Below are 17625 nucleotides of genomic sequence, written 5' to 3'. Positions count from 1 at the left end.
TTCATATCCTCCCTTCTGTTTGGGCAGAGCTTGTGATGACTCGTTTTTTCGGGAAGAACAAAAACACCGTCGTTCCTTTTCCTGGCTCGCTGTATATCTCCAGCATTCCCTGATGCTTTTGCATGACGTTATAGCAATAGGAAAGTCCAAGGCCGAAGTTTTGTCCGGTTCGTTTGGTAGAGAAAAAAGGGTCGAGCACATGCGGCAAATTTTCCTTGGAAATGCCTGTACCCGTATCCGCGACGGCGATGACGAGGTGACGGTTGGACAAAAACAGTTGCAGGGTGAGCTTGCCGCCGGACTTCATCGCTTCGATCGCGTTCATGCACAAATTGGTGAGAATTTCACGAAGCTGCACGGGATCGCCGTACAGGTGGAGGCTCTCATCCAGCTCGCATTCCACCAGCACCTGATGCTTTTCCATGTAAGGCTTCAAGTTTTGGATGACTTGCTTGATGATCTCGCCAGGCGCGCTGGGGGATTCGCGCAGCTCGACGTCGCGAAGCTGGTTTTGAATCCGGTTCATCATGTCCAACATGTGCTGGGACGATTGCAGGAGGACGAGCGCGTCTTCCTTCAGGTTCGGCTGGTTGGTTTCCTCCGCGTACGATTCGATCCGATCGGCGTACAGCGAGATTTTCCCCACTTCGTTTTTGATCGTGTGATTAATGATTTGCGCTCCTGACGTGAGAGCGCGCAACGTGCTGTCCAGACGTCTTTTTTCCACGCGGAGCCGGACGCCCAAAAAGCCGTATTTCAAACTGATGGCAACAATCAAAATGAACTGGATCGCGACGACCAGCATGTTGTAGCGCCATGCTTCGTAGTCATTCTGGATGCGCATGATGTAGATGAAGATAAAGACGAAAAAGAGCGGGACGATGATTAACACGTTCGTGAAAAAGCTGTTCTTTTTGACCAGTGGGTCTTTCTCGTTCCGGTACTGTACGATCAGCAGAGTGCAGGCGATCAGAAAAAAAGGAATGACCCATGCCACCATGATCCAGTAATTGAAGGCCAGTACAGGATAAATGGGGGTGATCGCGAGCATTAGCGCCGGGAGGCAGAGCGCGGCGAACTGGGCAATCAGCTTTGTTCTCCGGGTGAGAAACTCCGCCGAATGGACGGCGAACATGAGAAACGAATAAGGCAACCCGACCTGGCAAATAAAGGACGAGAGGCGGCTAAGAAAAAGCAAAGTCTGCTCCGTCCCGGCATTCATGGTAAAAGCATCGGCCCAGAGCGGCATGATCGTCTCGTCAATGACCGCCGAGAGGAAGCCGCCCCCTCCGATAAAGGCAGTGGCGCAGGCCCAGCGGATCGACGTGCGTTTCGGGTCCGTGAACAGGACCAATAGACCTAGCGCCCATATGGTGAATAAGATGAAAACCATCATGGCAAGCGATCTCCTGTGTCAGTCATGTTACACCCATTATAGCGTACCTGGGAGGCAGAAAACGAAAATGAATCGGTTTCCAAAAAATAGGCAAGCAGCCATCCTTTTCTCAGAGAAGGGTGGCTGTTTATTTTGCCGGGATGAGGCGTGTCCATCCAGCATATTCATAGGTAAGAAGGTTTTTCCAGTGTAGCGTGGAAATGAAAACGAATCAGTTGAGTGGCAGGTGAACAGTGGTGAAACGAGTCGATTTCATTTACCAGAAGCTGCTTGAGTCCGGTCCCGATAAAAAAATCAGCGCAGGCGAGCTGGCCGAGCTCCTGGGCCTTAGCCGCGCCAATGTCAGCAGCGATTTGAACCGCTTATGGAAGGAAGGCCGCATTGAAAAAGAAGAGGGGCGTCCTACCTTGTTTTATGTCAAAAAAGCGAATGACTCGCTTTATTTGGCGCAAACGGCATTGGACAGGCTGGCGAAGACGAACAAAAGCCTGATTACCCGCATCGAGCAGGCAAAGGCAGCGGTGCTGTACCCGCCGCGCGGGATGCACTGCCTGATTTTGGGCGAAACGGGAGTAGGCAAGTCGTGGTTTGCGGGGATGATTCACGAGTTTGCCGTCGATATTGGCCGGCTGGACAAGGGGGCGCCCTTTGTCGTTTTTAACTGCGCCGACTACGCCAACAACCCGCAGCTTTTAATCAGCCAACTGTTCGGGGTCAAAAAGGGGGCGTACACCGGAGCGGAGATGGACCGCAAAGGGCTGGTGGAAAAGGCGGACGGCGGGATTCTTTTTCTCGATGAGGTTCACCGCTTGCCAGCAGAGGGGCAGGAAATATTTTTTACGTTCATGGACAAAGGGACGTTCCGCCGGGTCGGAGAAACAGAGGTAGAGCGTTCCGCGCAGGTGCAAATCGTCATGGCAACGACCGAAAACCCGGAATCCAGCCTGCTCAAGACGTTCATGCGCCGCATCCCGATGGTCATCAAGCTGCCCTCCCTGGTGGAGCGGGGGATGGAGGAGCGCTTTGGGCTTGTCATGGAAATTTTTCGCGAAGAAGCGTTTCGGCTGGGACGGGAAATTCAGGTATCGGCAAGCGTGGTGCAAGCGTTTCTCTGCTATCATTGCCCGAACAATATCGGCCAGTTGAAGACGGATATCCAACTGACCTGCGCCAGCGCTTATGCCGAGTTTATTTCCTTGAAAAAAAATCTGCTGCACGTCTCGATTCAGGACGTTCCGCATCACGTCAAGCAAGGGCTGCTTTTGGCAAAAGACTACCGCCAGGAGCTGGAGGAGCTGATTGGCACCGAGCACAAATGCTTTGTGGTGCAGCCGTCCGAGGAAAGCATCTGGTTTGGCGGCGAGTCGGAGAATGCCGCCGACAGCGTCTACGAAAAGATCGAGCAAAAAATATACGAGTTGCAAAACCAGGGGGTCAGCGAGGAAGAACTGGAATTTGATATCGAGCATTACTTCACCACGTTTATCAAAGGGGTTCATCAGCGCATCAACAAAGGCGACATGGCGCGGATTATTGATCCGATCATCATTCACCTCGTCGAAGACATCGTGCGCTATGCCGAGGCGAAGCTGGAGAAAATTTTGAGCCAAAAGGTCATCTTCGGCCTGGCGCTGCACATCCAGACGTCCAAGGAGCGGCTGTCGCAAGGAAAGCAAATCGTCCATCCGCACATCAACAGCGTGCGGCTCAAATACAAAAAGGAGTTTGCCGTAGCGCTGGAGTGCGTGCGCATGATCGAGGAAGCGCTGCTGATGGACTTGCCCATTGGCGAAGCGGGCTACCTGACCATGTTTTTCGTGCTGGATGACGAGAGCATGCAGGAGGAGCGGGAAACGATCGGTGTCCTGGTCATCACGCACGGCAGCGGGGGAGCGACGGCGATGGTCGACGTGACCAACCGCCTGCTGGTCACCCAATACGCGCGTGCCATCGACCTGCCGCTGGAGGAAGACTCGCTGGTCGTCCTGGAGCAAGCGATCAAGACAGCGCGGGAAATCGGGAGCGCAGCCGGGCTGCTTTTGCTCGTCGACATGGGCTCGCTGCTTGGATTCGGGGAGATCATCGAAAAGGAGCTGGGCATTCCGGTGAAGGTGGTGCCGATGGTGAGCACTCCGCATGTGATCGAGGCGACGCGCAAAGCGATGCTGGGGCATTCGCTGGACGACGTGTACCGCGATGTCGTCGGCATTTCGATGGGGCAGCGGGAGGAGTTACCCAAAGAGGCGGCAGACAAGGCGGTGCCTGCCTTGACGATCGTAGCGGCCTGCCTGTCCGGCGAGGGCAGCGCGCTGTTTTTGAAAAAGCTGCTCGAATCGAAGCTGCGCTACGACGAGAAGCTGCTGGAATTTGTTCCGCTGCAGCTCATGGACAAAGCGCAGGCGAAAAGCCGGTTGAAAAAGCTCAAGGAAGAGCGGACGGTTCTGTGCGTCGTGAGCAACTACATGCTGGATCGCGACTTGCGCTGCCACAGCATGGACGATGTGGTGAACGGCGAGGCGCTGTCCGATATCCAGCAGTTGATTGATCTGGAAGAAGCTTATGTGAAGATGAAGGAATCGCTCAGGGAGCACCTGAAAATGGTGAGGGGCCAAGACGTTCTCGACGACGTCAGGACGTGTGTGGCGCGCATGGAGGAGCGGCTTGGCAACAAGCTGGTTTTCGATACGCGAATCGGGGCGTATTTGCACATCTGCTGCCTGGTGGATCGGCTGAAAGCCGGGGAGCGTTCCGTAGCCTATACCGACAAGGTGCCGTTTTTGGCGGAAAACCGCAAGCTGTACAGCCTGATTCGCCATGAGTTGCAGCCGTTGGAGGACAAATACGACGTGGTCTTCAGCGAGGACGATGTATGCTTTGTCATGAATTTTTTCATACACAACAAAACACTGGCGTAGCTAGTGTTTTAATTTTTGCCAATTTGTCCCTGTTAACAAAACACTACAGCGCTTACATTCAAACACTACTCGCCTGCCCAGAATGCGGCTGCCCGGCAAACGCGATAACGATGCGCTTTGTTTTGAAAGCGCATACAAAAAGGGTGTTTTGGCACGTGACTTGCTCTAGGAAAAGGACATAACCAACTGAGGGGAGGAAGCTGGATTGAATATTTTGCTATGCTGCGCAGCGGGGATGTCAACGAGTCTGCTCGTGCAAAAAATGGAGCAGGCGGCACGGGAAAAAGGGCTGGAAGCGAAAATCTGGGCGGTGTCGGCAGATGAGGTGAAGCACCATATTGACCAGGCACAGGTGCTTCTGCTGGGCCCGCAAGTCCGCTACAAGCTGGCGGAAATGAAAAAAGAAGGGGCGGCGAGAGGGATTCCGGTCGATGTGATTAGCACGGTTGACTACGGCTCCCTGAACGGGAAAAACGTGCTGGAATTTGCGCTTCGTCTAAAACAGTAGAGGGGGATGCGTATGGCAGGGTTTATTTCTTTTCTGGAAGACCGCGTGATGCCTGTCGCGGGCAGGATCGCGGAGCAGAAGCATTTGCAGGCGATTCGCGACGGAATCATTCTTACCATGCCTTTGCTCATTATCGGCTCTCTTTTCCTCATCATCGGTTTTATTCCCATCCCTGGTTACAGCGAATTCATGAGCGGAATCTTCGGCGATCAATGGCTGACCAAGCTGTTGTATCCGGTGAACGCGACGTTTGACATCATGGCGCTGATCGTCAGCTTCGGGGTGGCGTACCGATTGGCGGAAAAGTACAAGGTCGATCCGCTGTCAGCAGGTGCGATCTCGGTCGCTTCCTTTTTGCTCGCGACCCCTTACAAGACGATGTTCACCCCGGAAGGTGCAACGGCAGCGCAAGAGGTAGGCGGAGTCATTCCTGTCGCCTTGATGGGAAGCCAAGGGCTGTTCGTAGCGATGCTTTTGGCCGTGTTGTCCACGGAGATTTACCGCAAAATCATTCAAAAGAAAATCGTCATCACAATGCCGGACGGGGTTCCGCCTGCTGTCTCCCGTTCTTTCGTGGCGCTGATTCCCGCTTCGGCCGTGCTGCTGGTCGTCTGGTTGCTGCGCATCCTGATTGAAAACACCTCGTTTGAAAGCATCCACAACATCGTGTCTGACTTGCTGGTCGGTCCGCTGAGCGCGCTCGGCAGCAGTCTGATCGGAGCGATTGTCTGCGTGCTGCTCGTCCAACTGCTTTGGTCGCTCGGCCTGCACGGAGCGGCGATTGTCGGCGGTATCATGAGCCCGATCTGGCTCACCTTGATGGACCAAAACCGGGCGGCGTTCCAGGCGAATCCGAATGCCGAACTGCCCAACGTGATTACCACCCAGTTTTTCGACCTGTGGATTTATGCGGGCGGTTCCGGCGCGACGCTGGCGCTCGTCGTCCTGATGCTGTTTCGGGCGCGCAGCGAGCAGATGAAAAACATCAGTCGGCTCTCCATCGGCCCTGGCCTGTTCAACATCAACGAGCCTGTCACCTTCGGCATGCCGATCGTCATGAACCCGCTTTTGATTATTCCGTTTATCCTCGCCCCAGTCGTGCTGGTCATTGTCAGCTATGTGGCGATGTCGCTGGGATGGGTAGCAAAGCCGAGCGGTGTCGCTGTACCGTGGACGACTCCGGTCATTATCAGCGGATATTTGGCTACTGGCGGGAAGCTTTCGGGCAGCGTGCTCCAACTCGTGAACTTCGTCATCTCGCTGTTGATCTACTACCCGTTCTTCCGTCTGTGGGATAAGCAAAAGTTGAACGAGGAACAGGCGCATGCCGCTCCCGACAAAGTCGTAAATATGTAATTTCCCGGAGGAGAGGCATGATATGAAGCTGATTGTGAATGCAGATGACTTCGGGTATTCCAAAGGGGTGAATCTGGGGATCATCGAGGCGCATCGGGCGGGTGTCGTCACCTCTGCGACGGCCATGGTCAACATGAACGGGTTCGAGCATGCGGTTCAGCTTGCCAAAAAGACGCCCACGCTCGGGGTAGGCATCCATCTGGTGCTCACTTGCGGCTTCCCGGTCAGCCAAAACGTGCCGTCGCTGACAGATGAGCACGGGCGCTTTCGGCGCGGACACGATTATTTGAGCCTGGCGTCGCCGGAGGAAGTGGAAAGGGAGCTGCGCAGCCAACTGGAAAAGTATTTGCAAACAGGTCTTGCTTTGACGCATATCGACAGCCATCACCACGTTCATGCCCATGCCGCGGTCTTGCCGATTGTGCTTGGCCTGGCAAAAGAATACCAGGTTCCGGTTCGGTATCCGTGGTCGTTTTCGCCCGAAGCGCGGGCAGAGCATCCGGAGGTGATGACGACAGAAGGCTTTTCCGAACGGTTTTACGGAGACGGCCTGACTACGCAGTCGTTTATCGACGTGGTGGAGGAGCTTGCGGACTGCGATGTGGCGGAGATAATGACACATCCGGCGTATTTGGACGAAGAGGTGTTGACAGGCAGCTCGTACACGCTGCAACGCGCGCGGGAGCTGCACATTTTGACCGCACAAGAGATAAAGGAGTACGTGCAAAAGCGCAATGTACGGCTGGTAACTTATAAAGAACTCGGATAGGTGGAGATTGATGTGGACCATACAGACGTTATTTTTCAGTTGATTTTGCACGGAGGAAACGCGAGAAGCCTGGCGATGGAAGCAATCGCCCTGGCGAAAAACAAAGACATGGCAGGCGCACAGGATGCGCTGAGGCGAGCTGGCGAAGAGCTGAGCCGGGCCCATCATCATCAAACCGCTTTTATTCAAAAGGAAATCGCGGGAGAGAAGCCTGAGATCAGCATGCTGTTGATCCACGCGCAGGATCATCTGATGAATGCGATGACGATCAAAGATTTGGCCAGCGAGTTTGTCGAGCTGTACAGCCATGTCCACGCAGGGAAGGAGGCAGGAGTGTGAGCGGAATCAAAATCGTTACGATTGGCGGAGGATCGAGCTATACGCCGGAGCTGGTAGAGGGCTTCATCAAACGGTACGACGAGCTGCCCGTGCGCGAGCTGTGGCTCGTGGACATTCCCGAGGGCGAGAAAAAGCTGCAAATCGTCGGGGCGCTGGCAAAGCGCATGGTGGAAAAGGCCGGGGTGCCGATTCAGGTGCACCTGACGCTGGATCGGCGCAAAGCGCTGGCGGGAGCCGATTTTGTCACGACACAAATGCGCGTGGGGCTTTTGGACGCGCGGATTAAAGATGAGCGCATCCCGCTGAAGTACGGGGTCATCGGGCAGGAGACAAACGGTCCGGGCGGGCTGTTCAAAGGATTGCGCACGATTCCGGTCATTATGGATATTTGCCGCGACATGGAGGAGCTGTGCCCGGATGCCTGGCTGATTAACTTCACCAACCCGGCTGGCATGGTGACAGAGGCGGTACTCCGGCATGCGAACCGCAGCAAGGTCATCGGGCTGTGCAATGTTCCGATCGGGATGAAAATGGGCGTCGCGACGATTTTGGGTGTCGACCAGTCGCGGGTGCACATTGATTTTGCCGGGCTGAACCATATGGTGTTCGGGCTTGGAGTGTACGTGGATGGCGACAATGTCACTTCGCAAGTAATCGACAAGCTGACGGGCGAGCAATCGGGAATCACGATGCAAAACATACTCGACCTCGGCTGGGAAAAAGACTTCATCAAGGCGCTGGGCATTCTTCCTTGCCCGTACCATCGCTATTACTATCAGACCAGCACCATGCTTGCGCACGAGCAGGAAGAAGCGAGCAAAAACGGCACGCGTGCAGAAGTGGTCAAGCGGGTGGAAGCGGAGCTGTTTGCGCTCTATGAAGATCCCGACCTGAACATCAAGCCGCCGCAGTTGGAAAAGCGCGGGGGAGCGTACTACAGCGAGGCGGCCTGCAACCTGATCCACTCGATTTACAACGACCGCCGGGATATTCAGCCCGTAAACGTCCGCAACAATGGCGCGATTGCGAGCATTCCTGACGATTCCGCTGTCGAGGTGAACTGCGTCATTACGAAGGAAGGGCCGATTCCGTTGGCCGTAGGCGATTTGCCTGTGCCTGTGCGCGGGCTTGTGCAGCAGATCAAGTCGTTCGAACGGGTAGCGGCGGAGGCGGCTGTCACGGGCGATTACCACAAGGCGCTGCTGGCGATGGCGATTAACCCGCTGGTGCCGTCCGACGTGGTCGCGAAGCAAATTCTCGATGAAATGCTGGAAGCGCACAAGGAGTATCTGCCGCAGTTTTTCAAGCCGGTGACGTGAAGGTGGGAGACTGGTGGAACGGCGTAGCAGGCGGGGCAGGAGCATGAGATACAAGCTGCTTGCCCTGAGCAGGAACGGTATCCGCTCAAAATCCAGCCGGCGTCAGCGCTCGCGGAGTACGTCCGGGCCGAGCAAGTGTGCGCCCCCAAAATATTCGTTACCGGAGAAGCGGAGCGGATCGCGGCGGCCAGGCGGGAGCTGGAACGTGCCAGCCTGGAAAAAATCAGAGTGACGGCATCCGGCGAGCGCAATCTGGAGATTTTGCCGGAAGGGGTATCCAAAGCAAGCGGACTCGCGGTACTGACAGAAAAGCTGGGAATCGGTCCGGAAGAAATCGTAGCCGTCGGCGACAACTACAACGATGCGGAAATGCTGCAATATGCCGGAATGGGCGTGGCGATGGGCAACGCCCCGGACGATGTGAAGCGGCTGGCCCGCTACGTGACCGACACGAACGACCAGCACGGCGTGGCCGCTGTCATCCGCAAGTTTTTCACCATACACGATGCATGAGGCAGAAAAGGAGGAGTGCAATGGTCCGTTTTAGCGTCGAAATTACCGTAAGTGGCGGCCTTCATGCCCGTCCGGCTTCTGTCCTGGTAAACCTGCTCAACCAATACCGCTCGTCAGTCAAAATGATCTACAACGACAAGCAGGCCAATGGCAAAAGCATTCTCAGCGTCATGGCGCTGGGCGTGAAGACCGGGGACGAGATGACGTTTGAGGTGGAGGGCGTCGACGAACAGGAGGCGGCAACGGCTCTGCGGTCGTTGTTTGAGCGAAATTTCGCCATCTAGTAGCGTTAAAAGTGCAGGAGCAAATCAAAAAAGCCAGTGCCCGAACAAATGGGCATTGGCTTTTCGTCATTTTCGGGCAATGCTTCGCATGCGGGTTTGCCAGTGCAGCGCTGGGGACGACAGGGTCCCGACAAAAGGCAGGCAGGCACTAGGCGTTTTTGCGAAACACGACCATCACCTTGAAGTAATCGCCGTCAATTTCGATGGAGAGGCGGCCGCCTTGCAGCTCGACGATGCTTTTCGCAATCGCGAGTCCGAGGCCGGAGCCTTCGGTGTTGCGCGATTGGTCGGCGCGCTTGAACCGCTCGAAAAGCTCTTGGGCGTCGAAGTCGATTTCGTAGGCAGAGACGTTTTTGATCGTCATGATGACTTCTCCCGGCTTTTCGTACAGATCGATCAGGACACGCGTGTTGGGCAAGGAATATTTCAAGGCGTTGCCAATCAAATTCTCGAAGACGCGCCACGTCTTTTTCCCGTCAAGCGGTGCCACGATTTTCGGCTGCTCGACGTTGACGCGGAAGGTGAGGGACGACTGCTCGATCTTTTCGCTGAACTCCGCGATGGCCTGGTTGAGCAGGGATGCTACGTTCACCTGCTCGATGTGCAGCTCTACAGCTCCGCTGGACATTTTCGCCGCGTCAAACAGGTCGTCGATGAGCACCCGCAAGCGGGCCGTTTTGCGGTCCAATACATCGACATAGCTTTTGATCTCGTCTGCTGTCAGGTTTTCCCGTTTAAGCAGATCGACATAGTTGATAATCGAGGTGAGCGGCGTTTTCAAATCGTGCGATACATTGGTAATCAGCTCCGATTTCATGCGCTCACTCTTCATTTGTTCCTCCATTGCACTCTTTAATCCGAGCTTGATGTTGTTGAGCGAGTGAGCGAGATTGGAGAGGTTTCCTTTACGAATCTTTTCAATCGTTGCATCCAAATTTCCGGCTGACATCTCGGAGGCTCCCAGCATGATGCGGTTCATGAGCCCCAGGCGACGCAGGACGTAAGGGACGACGGTTGCCAGGTAGAACAAGCCGTATAAAAAAGAGAGGGAGAACAATTCCTCAGAGGCCTTTACCATGGCGACCAAGCCGAGCGCTACGCTCATGCCAAAGCCAACGGTCAAAATGAACAGCAGGGAGACTTTGAAAAACAGGCTTCGGTTGGTGTAGCTTTCCCGCAAGAGCACTTTTTGCCGGACGAACAAGCTTCTTTGCCATTGCTCGCGAAGCGATCCCGGGTGCAGGTACATATGCCATGCTTCCAGAGCTTGCAGCAGCAAATAGGCAGTGAACAGGGAGATGATCCCGAGTGTAAAGAAATGCTCGGCGTCAATCGGCAAGAAGAAAAAGAAAAAGCGCAAATTGAAAATCAGAGCCAGGTACGCGACCCCAATCGGGAGCAGCATGATAATCCGAATATCGAGCGGGATGCGCCGGAACAGTGCCAGGCTTTTGACGACAATCGGCTGTGCGGCGGCGCGGCTTAGCTTCAAATACCAGAGCAGCAGCGCAGTCACGAGCAGCGTCACCGTGAGCAGGGCGCATTCTCCGAGCAGCCGCTCCCGTTTGGAATCGAAATAGACGGCATCGGCATGAATCTGGCTGTAGCCTTCCGGGCTTTTCGGAACGTAAAAGATTCCGCTCCATTGACTCAATTGATAAGTACGGTTGATATCGGCAAACTCTCCGTATTTCTGATAGGAGTTTTCCGGAAAACGGATTGCATAGCGGGCGTTTTTACTCACTTCTGTTTCGGAAGGCTCGTGGGACATGTTGGTGTACACTTTGCCCGTCTTGTTGTCTCTGACATAGTATTTGAATGAGCCGGTTCGCAGCGCAAGGCTGTTTTTTCGCTCTTCGTACTCGGCGTCCTTTTCCGCGACCATCTGTTGGAACTGTCGATCCCAGTTGGCCGTTTCTTTCTCGAGCGCCTTTTTCAGCCTGGCTGCTTGTTCAGTCGCGAGCCTGTCAAGCTCCTTCGTATCGGAGGCGTTTCTGGCGTTCTCGATCTCGTGGGCGTATTCACTTTCCAGTCTTTCCCTGACTTCCCGCAAGGCATCCTCGCGCTCGCGCTGGAATTGCTCCACTGTCGCTTTGCCCAGCTTTTCTTCCGGTGTTTTGCGCTCGTAGCCGGCGAAGTCTACATGAACATCTTTCACCAGCTCTACGAACAGCCTGACTTCGCTGTTGAAGTTCTCGCTCTGGAAGTAGGAGTCTTTTTGCAAATACTCGCGGTTTTGGTAAACGTCTGCTGCGGTCAGCATCAGCAGCGAGAGGCTGACTACCAGGGCGAACAGGGCAGGCAGCGTAAAGCGGCTATTTTTCGATTTTGTATCCAATTCCCCATACCACCTTCAAATATTTCGGTTCCTTCGGGTTGATCTCGATCTTTTCCCGAATGCGTCGGACGTGGACGGCAACGGTGTTTTCCGCGTTCAAATACGGTTCGCGCCAGACGCGCTCGTAAATTTCCTCGATGGAAAAGACCCGGCCCTTGTTTTCCATCAACAGCTCCAAAATTTTGTACTCCGTAGCTGTCAGCCGCACCTCGTTGCCGTCGACAGTGACGGTTTTCGTGCTTTTGTTCAACGACAAGCCGCGGACCTGGATTTCATCCTCGGTCGTTTTGTAGTTGCCGAGGTTGGTGTAGCGCCGCAGTTGGGATTTGACCCGGGCCACCAGCTCCAGCGGATGAAAAGGCTTGGTCACATAGTCGTCGGCTCCGATGTTCAAGCCCAAAATTTTGTCCGTATCCTCCGATTTGGCAGAAAGCATGATGATCGGGATGTTTTTGTCCTGGCGGATTTTAAACGTAGCCGTAATCCCGTCCATTTGCGGCATCATGATGTCCAAAATAATGAGGTGAATTTCTTCCCGCTCCAAAACGTCCAATGCTTCCACGCCATTGCTTGCTTTATGCACGACTAACGATTCGTTTTTCAAGTAAATTTCGATTGCGTCTCGGATCTCTTCCTCGTCGTCGACTACGAGGACGTGATAAGTCGTCATTGTTTTCCCACCTTGTGAATGCATTCATGGTTCTATCTTAACGCCCAGGTTTGACAAAACAGCATAGAAATCTCTTACAAATTTCTTAATATACGCCCGAGATAGGATCTGGCCCGAAAATAAGGTAAGATGTGAGGAAGTCAAAACGAGAAAATGGTGATGGCCTTGCTGGAATGGACCGGGGAGAGGATTATCCCCAAGCTGCTGAAGCCGACGAATGGCATGCTGCTGGAACATATTGCCCGCTATTATTTTGCCACGCCGTATATCAAAGGTAGAGTGCTCGATATCGCCTGCGGTACGGGTTACGGCTGCCACATGGTGGCAAAGGATCGAAAGCGGGAGCTGACCGAGCTGATCGGCGTCGACAACGATGACGACACGATCACTTATGCGAAGCGGGAATACCATCATCAAAAGATTACGTATCAAAAGGGCGATGCCCTCGATCCGTTGCTCCCGGAGAAGCTGGGCTTGTTTGATACCATTTTGAGTTTTGAAACGATTGAGCACGTCGCCGACGACCTGCTGTTCATGAACAACCTGTACCGCATGCTGAAGCCGGGCGGAACGCTGGTCTTGTCCAGTCCGTTTGGCAGAGGGAGAGGCATGCAGACGAGCGAGCCTTTTCATGTGCATCAATTGACGCCCGCCGAGTTTGAGGAGCTGTTCGTCCGGTTTTCGCAGGTGGAGATTTACTACCAGCGAGGGCCGACGTTTGAAAAGCCTCGTGACGGCGTGCGTTATTTTATCGGGATGGCGGTTTGTACGAAATAATCCTGTATGGTTTTGGATACGTAATGAATGGAGATGGCGAAACTGGCTGATTTTTTGAGATTGGGCATACGAAAAGAATGGATAGACGCTCTGCAGGCGAACGGGATTGCGGAGCCGACCCCGATCCAGGAAAAAGCAATTCCTGTCCTCATGACAGGCAAAGATGCGATTTCCCAGGCACAGACGGGGACGGGCAAAACGCTTGCTTTTCTCCTGCCGATTTTGGAGAAAGTCGATCCCGAGACAAACGACGTTCAGGCGCTGATCCTCACGCCTACGCGGGAGCTTGCGCTGCAAATTACGGCAGAGGTGCAAAAGCTGACGGCGGCCGTGGACGAGGTGCATGTGCTTGCCGTATATGGCGGACAAGACGTCGATCGGCAACTGCGCAAGCTGGCGGGCAAAAAACAGGTCGTGATCGCTACTCCCGGCAGGTTGCTGGACCATATAAGAAGAGGAACGATTGATTTGTCGACCGTTTCCATGCTCGTGCTGGATGAGGCGGACCAGATGCTGCACATGGGCTTTTTGCCCGAGGTAGAGGACATTCTCGCGCAGACGCCTGCTGATCGGCAAACCATGCTGTTTTCCGCGACGATGACGCCACAGGTGCGTGCGCTGGCCAAGCGGTTCATGCAAAACCCGGAGGATATTCACGTGCAAGGCAAGCGGATCACGCTGGAGGATATCCGGCAGATCGTCGTGGAGACAACGGACCGGGCGAAGCAGTCTACCTTGCGCAGCTTGCTTGACGAGGAACGCCCGTTTTTGGCAGTGATCTTTTGCCGGACCAAGCGCAGGGCAAGCACGCTGAACGCCGCCCTGCAAGGGTTCGGCTATATTTCTGACGAACTGCACGGCGATTTGTCACAAGCGAAGCGCGAGGACGTGATGAAGCGTTTCCGCGAAGCCAGAATCCAGTTTCTCGTCGCAACGGACGTGGCGGCTCGCGGACTTGACGTCGAGGGAGTCACACACGTATTCAACTACGACATCCCAGAGGACGTAGACAGCTATATTCACCGCATCGGCAGAACGGGCCGGGCCAAGGAGAAGGGCGTGGCCTACACATTGGTGGCGGCGAAGGATCGGGCGCAGCTCGCAGAGATTGAAAAAGGGATCGCCATGACTTTGGAGCGGCGTGCGAGTGAGCGGACGGCGGATTTCGGGGAGCACGAGGAGCGTAAGCAGCAAAAGAGGCAGCAAAAGAAGCAGCATAAGGGGCAGGAGAGCGCAGGCAGAGGCGAGCATCGCGGGGGCAGGTCGGCCAGAGCTGGGGACGGGGATCGTGGCGGCAAACCAGCCCGAGCTGGGGACGGGGATCGTGGCGGCAAACCAGCCCGAGCTGGGGACGAGCATCGTAGTGGCAGGCAAGCCCGGGCTGAGGACGAGCATCGTGCGAGCAGACCAGCCAAAGCTGAGACTAAGCAACAGGCCAGCCAAGGGAAGCGAGGGAACGGAAAACGCGGGCGGCACGGTGACGATCGCCAGCAGCAAGGCGCTCGCATGACCAAACCGGATCGGGATGACCAGCGCAAAGCAGGGCGTGCGACGAAACAAGGGCAGAGCAGCGAGCGGGCAGCAGGCGGAAGCGCACGTTTTGAAGGCAAAAAAACATCAGGAAAACGGCCAGGCCCGGCGCCAGTAAAACGCGGCAGCACCGCTCGAAGGGCCAAGAAGCGCTGAGTGAAGCAAAGCGGGGAAAAAGAAAGACCGTTCCGGCCGTGAGACAGGCAGGAACGGTCTTTTGTTGTGCATTTAGCTGTCAGGAAAGACGCGCGAACGCGTAAGGAAGCGCACTCCTTCTGGTCCCTCAAGCGAGAACATGCCGCCGCGGCCTTCGACTACATCAATAATGAGCTGGGTATGCTTCCAATACTCGTACTGTGCTTTGCCCATGTAAAACGGGCAGCCGCCGATCTCACCCAAGAGCACATCCTGATCGCCGACGAGAAACTCGCCGAGCGGGTAGCACATGGGAGAGCTGCCGTCGCAGCAGCCCCCTGACTGGTGAAACATCAAGTCGCCATGCTTGGCGCGCAGCCGTTCGATCAACTGCAGGGCAGCATCGGTAGCGAGCACTTTCTCAGGCTGGCTCATCGATCAAAAGAAGCCCAGTGCCTGGTCGCTGTAGCTGACCAGCAGGTTTTTGGTTTGCTGATAGTGAGAGAGCATCATTTTGTGTGTTTCGCGACCGATACCGGACATTTTGTATCCGCCGAACGCAGCGTGCGCAGGGTAAGCGTGGTAGCAGTTGGTCCATACGCGGCCAGCCTGGATTTCGCGGCCCATGCGGTAGGCAGTGTTCATATCGCGTGTCCATACGCCGGAGCCGAGACCGTACAAGGTGTCGTTGGCGATGGAGAGCGCTTCTTCCGTGTCTTTGAAGGTCGTCACGGAGACTACCGGACCAAAGATTTCTTCCTGGAAGATGCGCATTTTGTTGTGGCCCTTGAACACGGTCGGCTGGATGTAGTAGCCGCCTTCGAGATCGCCCTCAAGCTGCGCACGCGCGCCGCCGATCAGGCAATCTGCGCCTTCCTGCTTGCCGATGTCGAGGTAGGAGAGAATTTTTTCGACTTGCTCCAGGGAAGCTTGGGCGCCGATCATTGTTTCTGTATCGAGCGGGTTGCCCTGCTTGATGCTGGCAACGCGTTTCAGGGCGCGCTCCATGAATTGATCGTAAATGCTTTCGTGAATGAGGGCGCGGGACGGGCACGTGCAAACCTCGCCCTGGTTGAGCGCAAACAGCACGAAGCCTTCGATGGCTTTGTTGAGGAACGCGTCGTCTTTTGCACACACATCCGGGAAGAAGATGTTCGGAGATTTTCCGCCCAGCTCCAGCGTCACCGGAATGATGTTTTGGGAAGCGTATTGCATGATGAGACGTCCGGTTGTCGTCTCACCCGTAAAGGCGATTTTGGCGATGCGGTTGCTCGATGCCAGCGGTTTACCCGCTTCCAGACCGAAGCCGTTTACGACGTTGACGACGCCTGGAGGCAGCAAGTCGCCAATCAGCTCCATCAGCACCATGATCGAAGCAGGTGTTTGCTCGGCAGGCTTGAGCACGACGCAGTTTCCTGCGGCCAGGGCCGGGGCCAGCTTCCACGTCGCCATCAGGAGCGGGAAGTTCCACGGAATGATCTGTCCGACGACTCCGAGCGGCTCATGGAAGTGATAAGCAACCGTGTCGTTGTCGATCTCAGCGAGAGAGCTTTCTTGTGCGCGGATAGCTCCGGCGAAGTAACGGAAATGGTCGATAGCGAGCGGAATGTCAGCAGCCAGCGTCTCGCGGACGGGCTTGCCGTTTTCCCATGTCTCGGCAGTCGCCAAAAGCTCCAAGTTGGCTTCCATGCGGTCTGCGATTTTCAGGAGGATGTTGGAGCGTTGTGTAACCGAGGTGCGTCCCCAAGCAGTTTTTGCCTCGTGGGCGGCGTCCAGTGCGAGCTCGATGTCTTCTGCCGTCGAACGGGCAACCTCGCAAAAGACCTTGCCGTTTACAGGAGAGACGTTTTCAAAATATTCACCCTTCACTGGCGGTACCCAATTGCCACCAATATAGTTGTCGTAGCGAGTCTTGAAAGTCACCTTGGATCCGGCTTGGCCGGGTTGAGCATAGATCATGCGAGCGCCTCCTCTTATATCACCTTTTTCTTTACAACCTTCTCTAAAAGCAAATCCTGTACCAAACGCCGGAAGGCTTGAAATGACAGCGTTTTCGCAGACGAAACACGCCAAAAATGTTCCAAAATGGAGCAGGCATTGTTCCGTTTTGAGACAGTTTGCAATAATTTTGGGAGCATCTGACAAATATCTGCTTTTTGCGCGAGGCTTCGCAGTAATCGCCTATTGAAAGCCTACGGTTTTCAGCGTGGGAGGAAAGACGGCTTTGCCCGAACATCCCCTCATAGGATGGGCAGGGCAAACACACAGGACCTGTGCGAGTGCTTTTCTTGTTATTTGGCTCTGTTGAATTTTAATGTTGTTTTAAATGCAAAAAAATAAACTGATTTTTCTGAGCTGAATTCCGCTTTCAAATGACTAAAGAACGGAATGACCTACAAAGGTAGTTCCATGCGTTAAGCTAACCAGTGAGGCAAGTCATGCAGCTTATGGCAAACGAGTCGATCCATGTAAAGCCGTTGTCTAACCGTCCATTTTCTCGTAAACGCTATATAAAAAGGCTAACGTTAGACTCTTGTCCTTTCGCCACTGACTAGTCCCGGACCAATCAACTTACTATTCTTCATAGGAGAAAAGGGGGGACAAGGGACGGAATGAATAGTTTTCCCAACCGAATATGCTTTTCTATAAGACGGATTGTAATATGAAGTGCGACACCAACAGCTAGATAAAAAAATGGCCCATGATTGATTCGTGTAAAATGAAGTTACCACACCACATTTACACAGGAGAATCAATCATGAGTTATTCACATCTT

The 17625-nt window shown here is 54.5% G+C and carries 15 protein-coding genes; 10 read left to right on the top strand and 5 right to left on the bottom strand.

Going from position 1 to position 17625, the window contains the following annotated elements; all coding sequences use genetic code 11:
• Position 1: 1 nt before the first annotated feature.
• Positions 2–1396 (bottom strand): sensor histidine kinase, encoded by a 1395-nt coding sequence (locus AC27IT_RS12220; protein ID WP_221843667.1) that lies wholly within the window; start codon positions 1394–1396, stop codon positions 2–4.
• Positions 1397–1632: 236 nt separating this feature from the next.
• On the opposite strand from AC27IT_RS12220, the gene AC27IT_RS12215 reads away from it, so the two are divergent.
• The 8 genes from AC27IT_RS12215 (at position 1633) to AC27IT_RS12180 (ending at position 9399) form a co-directional block, all read left to right on the top strand.
• The gene (locus AC27IT_RS12215; RefSeq protein ID WP_025848052.1) at positions 1633–4311 is read left to right on the top strand and encodes a sigma-54-dependent transcriptional regulator; all 2679 of its coding nucleotides are present in this window, start codon (positions 1633–1635) and stop codon (positions 4309–4311) included.
• A 205-nt stretch (positions 4312–4516) separates the two neighbouring features.
• Positions 4517–4819 (top strand): PTS sugar transporter subunit IIB, encoded by a 303-nt coding sequence (locus AC27IT_RS12210; protein WP_005835177.1) that lies wholly within the window; start codon positions 4517–4519, stop codon positions 4817–4819.
• A 12-nt stretch (positions 4820–4831) separates the two neighbouring features.
• Positions 4832–6175, top strand: a complete 1344-nt coding sequence (gene celB / locus AC27IT_RS12205; protein ID WP_026557623.1) for a PTS cellobiose transporter subunit IIC — start codon at positions 4832–4834, stop codon at positions 6173–6175.
• Between the two features lie 22 nt (positions 6176–6197).
• Positions 6198–6944, top strand: coding sequence for a chitin disaccharide deacetylase (gene chbG / locus AC27IT_RS12200; protein ID WP_007778400.1), 747 nt, complete (start codon positions 6198–6200; stop codon positions 6942–6944).
• A 12-nt stretch (positions 6945–6956) separates the two neighbouring features.
• Positions 6957–7283: a PTS sugar transporter subunit IIA gene (locus AC27IT_RS12195; RefSeq protein ID WP_005835173.1), complete on the top strand. Its 327-nt coding sequence runs from the start codon at positions 6957–6959 to the stop codon at positions 7281–7283.
• A complete protein-coding gene (locus AC27IT_RS12190; protein WP_026557622.1) occupies positions 7280–8602 on the top strand; it encodes a 6-phospho-beta-glucosidase in 1323 nt (440 codons plus the stop codon). Before AC27IT_RS12195 ends, AC27IT_RS12190 begins: the two co-directional genes overlap by 4 nt.
• A gap of 135 nt (positions 8603–8737) precedes the next feature.
• On the top strand, positions 8738–9115 hold the full coding sequence (locus AC27IT_RS12185; protein ID WP_007778407.1) for an HAD-IIB family hydrolase: 378 nt from the start codon (positions 8738–8740) through the stop codon (positions 9113–9115).
• 20 nt (positions 9116–9135) lie between these two features.
• On the top strand, positions 9136–9399 hold the full coding sequence (locus AC27IT_RS12180) for an HPr family phosphocarrier protein (protein WP_005835170.1): 264 nt from the start codon (positions 9136–9138) through the stop codon (positions 9397–9399).
• A gap of 148 nt (positions 9400–9547) precedes the next feature.
• Here AC27IT_RS12180 and AC27IT_RS12175 read toward each other — a convergent pair whose 3' ends face one another.
• Together AC27IT_RS12175 and AC27IT_RS12170 are read right to left on the bottom strand one after the other, a co-directional pair.
• The gene (locus AC27IT_RS12175) at positions 9548–11737 is read right to left on the bottom strand and encodes a sensor histidine kinase (RefSeq protein WP_007778412.1); all 2190 of its coding nucleotides are present in this window, start codon (positions 11735–11737) and stop codon (positions 9548–9550) included.
• Complete coding sequence (locus AC27IT_RS12170; RefSeq protein WP_005835167.1) at positions 11715–12407, bottom strand: response regulator transcription factor; 693 nt, start codon at positions 12405–12407, stop codon at positions 11715–11717. Before AC27IT_RS12170 ends, AC27IT_RS12175 begins: the two co-directional genes overlap by 23 nt.
• Before the next feature lie 153 nt (positions 12408–12560).
• Here AC27IT_RS12170 and AC27IT_RS12165 point away from each other — a divergent pair, with 153 nt between their 5' ends.
• Positions 12561–13184: a class I SAM-dependent methyltransferase gene (locus AC27IT_RS12165; protein WP_005835165.1), complete on the top strand. Its 624-nt coding sequence runs from the start codon at positions 12561–12563 to the stop codon at positions 13182–13184.
• A 27-nt stretch (positions 13185–13211) separates the two neighbouring features.
• Positions 13212–14870, top strand: a complete 1659-nt coding sequence (locus AC27IT_RS12160; protein ID WP_283858423.1) for a DEAD/DEAH box helicase — start codon at positions 13212–13214, stop codon at positions 14868–14870.
• A 72-nt stretch (positions 14871–14942) separates the two neighbouring features.
• On the opposite strand, the gene AC27IT_RS12155 is transcribed toward AC27IT_RS12160, so the two are convergent.
• Positions 14943–15284, bottom strand: a complete 342-nt coding sequence (locus tag AC27IT_RS12155) for a DUF779 domain-containing protein (RefSeq protein ID WP_005835162.1) — start codon at positions 15282–15284, stop codon at positions 14943–14945.
• Between the two features lie 3 nt (positions 15285–15287).
• A complete protein-coding gene (gene adh / locus AC27IT_RS12150; RefSeq protein ID WP_005835161.1) occupies positions 15288–16808 on the bottom strand; it encodes an aldehyde dehydrogenase in 1521 nt (506 codons plus the stop codon).
• Between the last annotated feature and the right edge of the window lie 817 nt (positions 16809–17625).

The organism is Brevibacillus sp. YAE8, assembly GCF_057543335.1.
The sequence above is the reverse complement of the archived record's forward strand: the minus strand, read 5'-3'. Positions and strand labels throughout refer to the sequence as shown.

Bases quoted from the DNA above. Each gene is read 5' to 3' on its own strand.
- AC27IT_RS12220 (WP_221843667.1), bottom strand. From the start codon at position 1,396: ATGATGGTTTTCATCTTATTCACCATATGGGCGCTAGGTCTATTGGTC.
- celB (WP_026557623.1), top strand. From the start codon at position 4,832: ATGGCAGGGTTTATTTCTTTTCTGGAAGACCGCGTGATGCCTGTCGCG.
- chbG (WP_007778400.1), top strand. From the start codon at position 6,198: ATGAAGCTGATTGTGAATGCAGATGACTTCGGGTATTCCAAAGGGGTG.
- AC27IT_RS12180 (WP_005835170.1), top strand. From the start codon at position 9,136: ATGGTCCGTTTTAGCGTCGAAATTACCGTAAGTGGCGGCCTTCATGCC.
- AC27IT_RS12170 (WP_005835167.1), bottom strand. From the start codon at position 12,407: ATGACGACTTATCACGTCCTCGTAGTCGACGACGAGGAAGAGATCCGA.
- AC27IT_RS12165 (WP_005835165.1), top strand. From the start codon at position 12,561: ATGGTGATGGCCTTGCTGGAATGGACCGGGGAGAGGATTATCCCCAAG.
- AC27IT_RS12160 (WP_283858423.1), top strand. From the start codon at position 13,212: ATGGAGATGGCGAAACTGGCTGATTTTTTGAGATTGGGCATACGAAAA.
- AC27IT_RS12155 (WP_005835162.1), bottom strand. From the start codon at position 15,284: ATGAGCCAGCCTGAGAAAGTGCTCGCTACCGATGCTGCCCTGCAGTTG.
- adh (WP_005835161.1), bottom strand. From the start codon at position 16,808: ATGATCTATGCTCAACCCGGCCAAGCCGGATCCAAGGTGACTTTCAAG.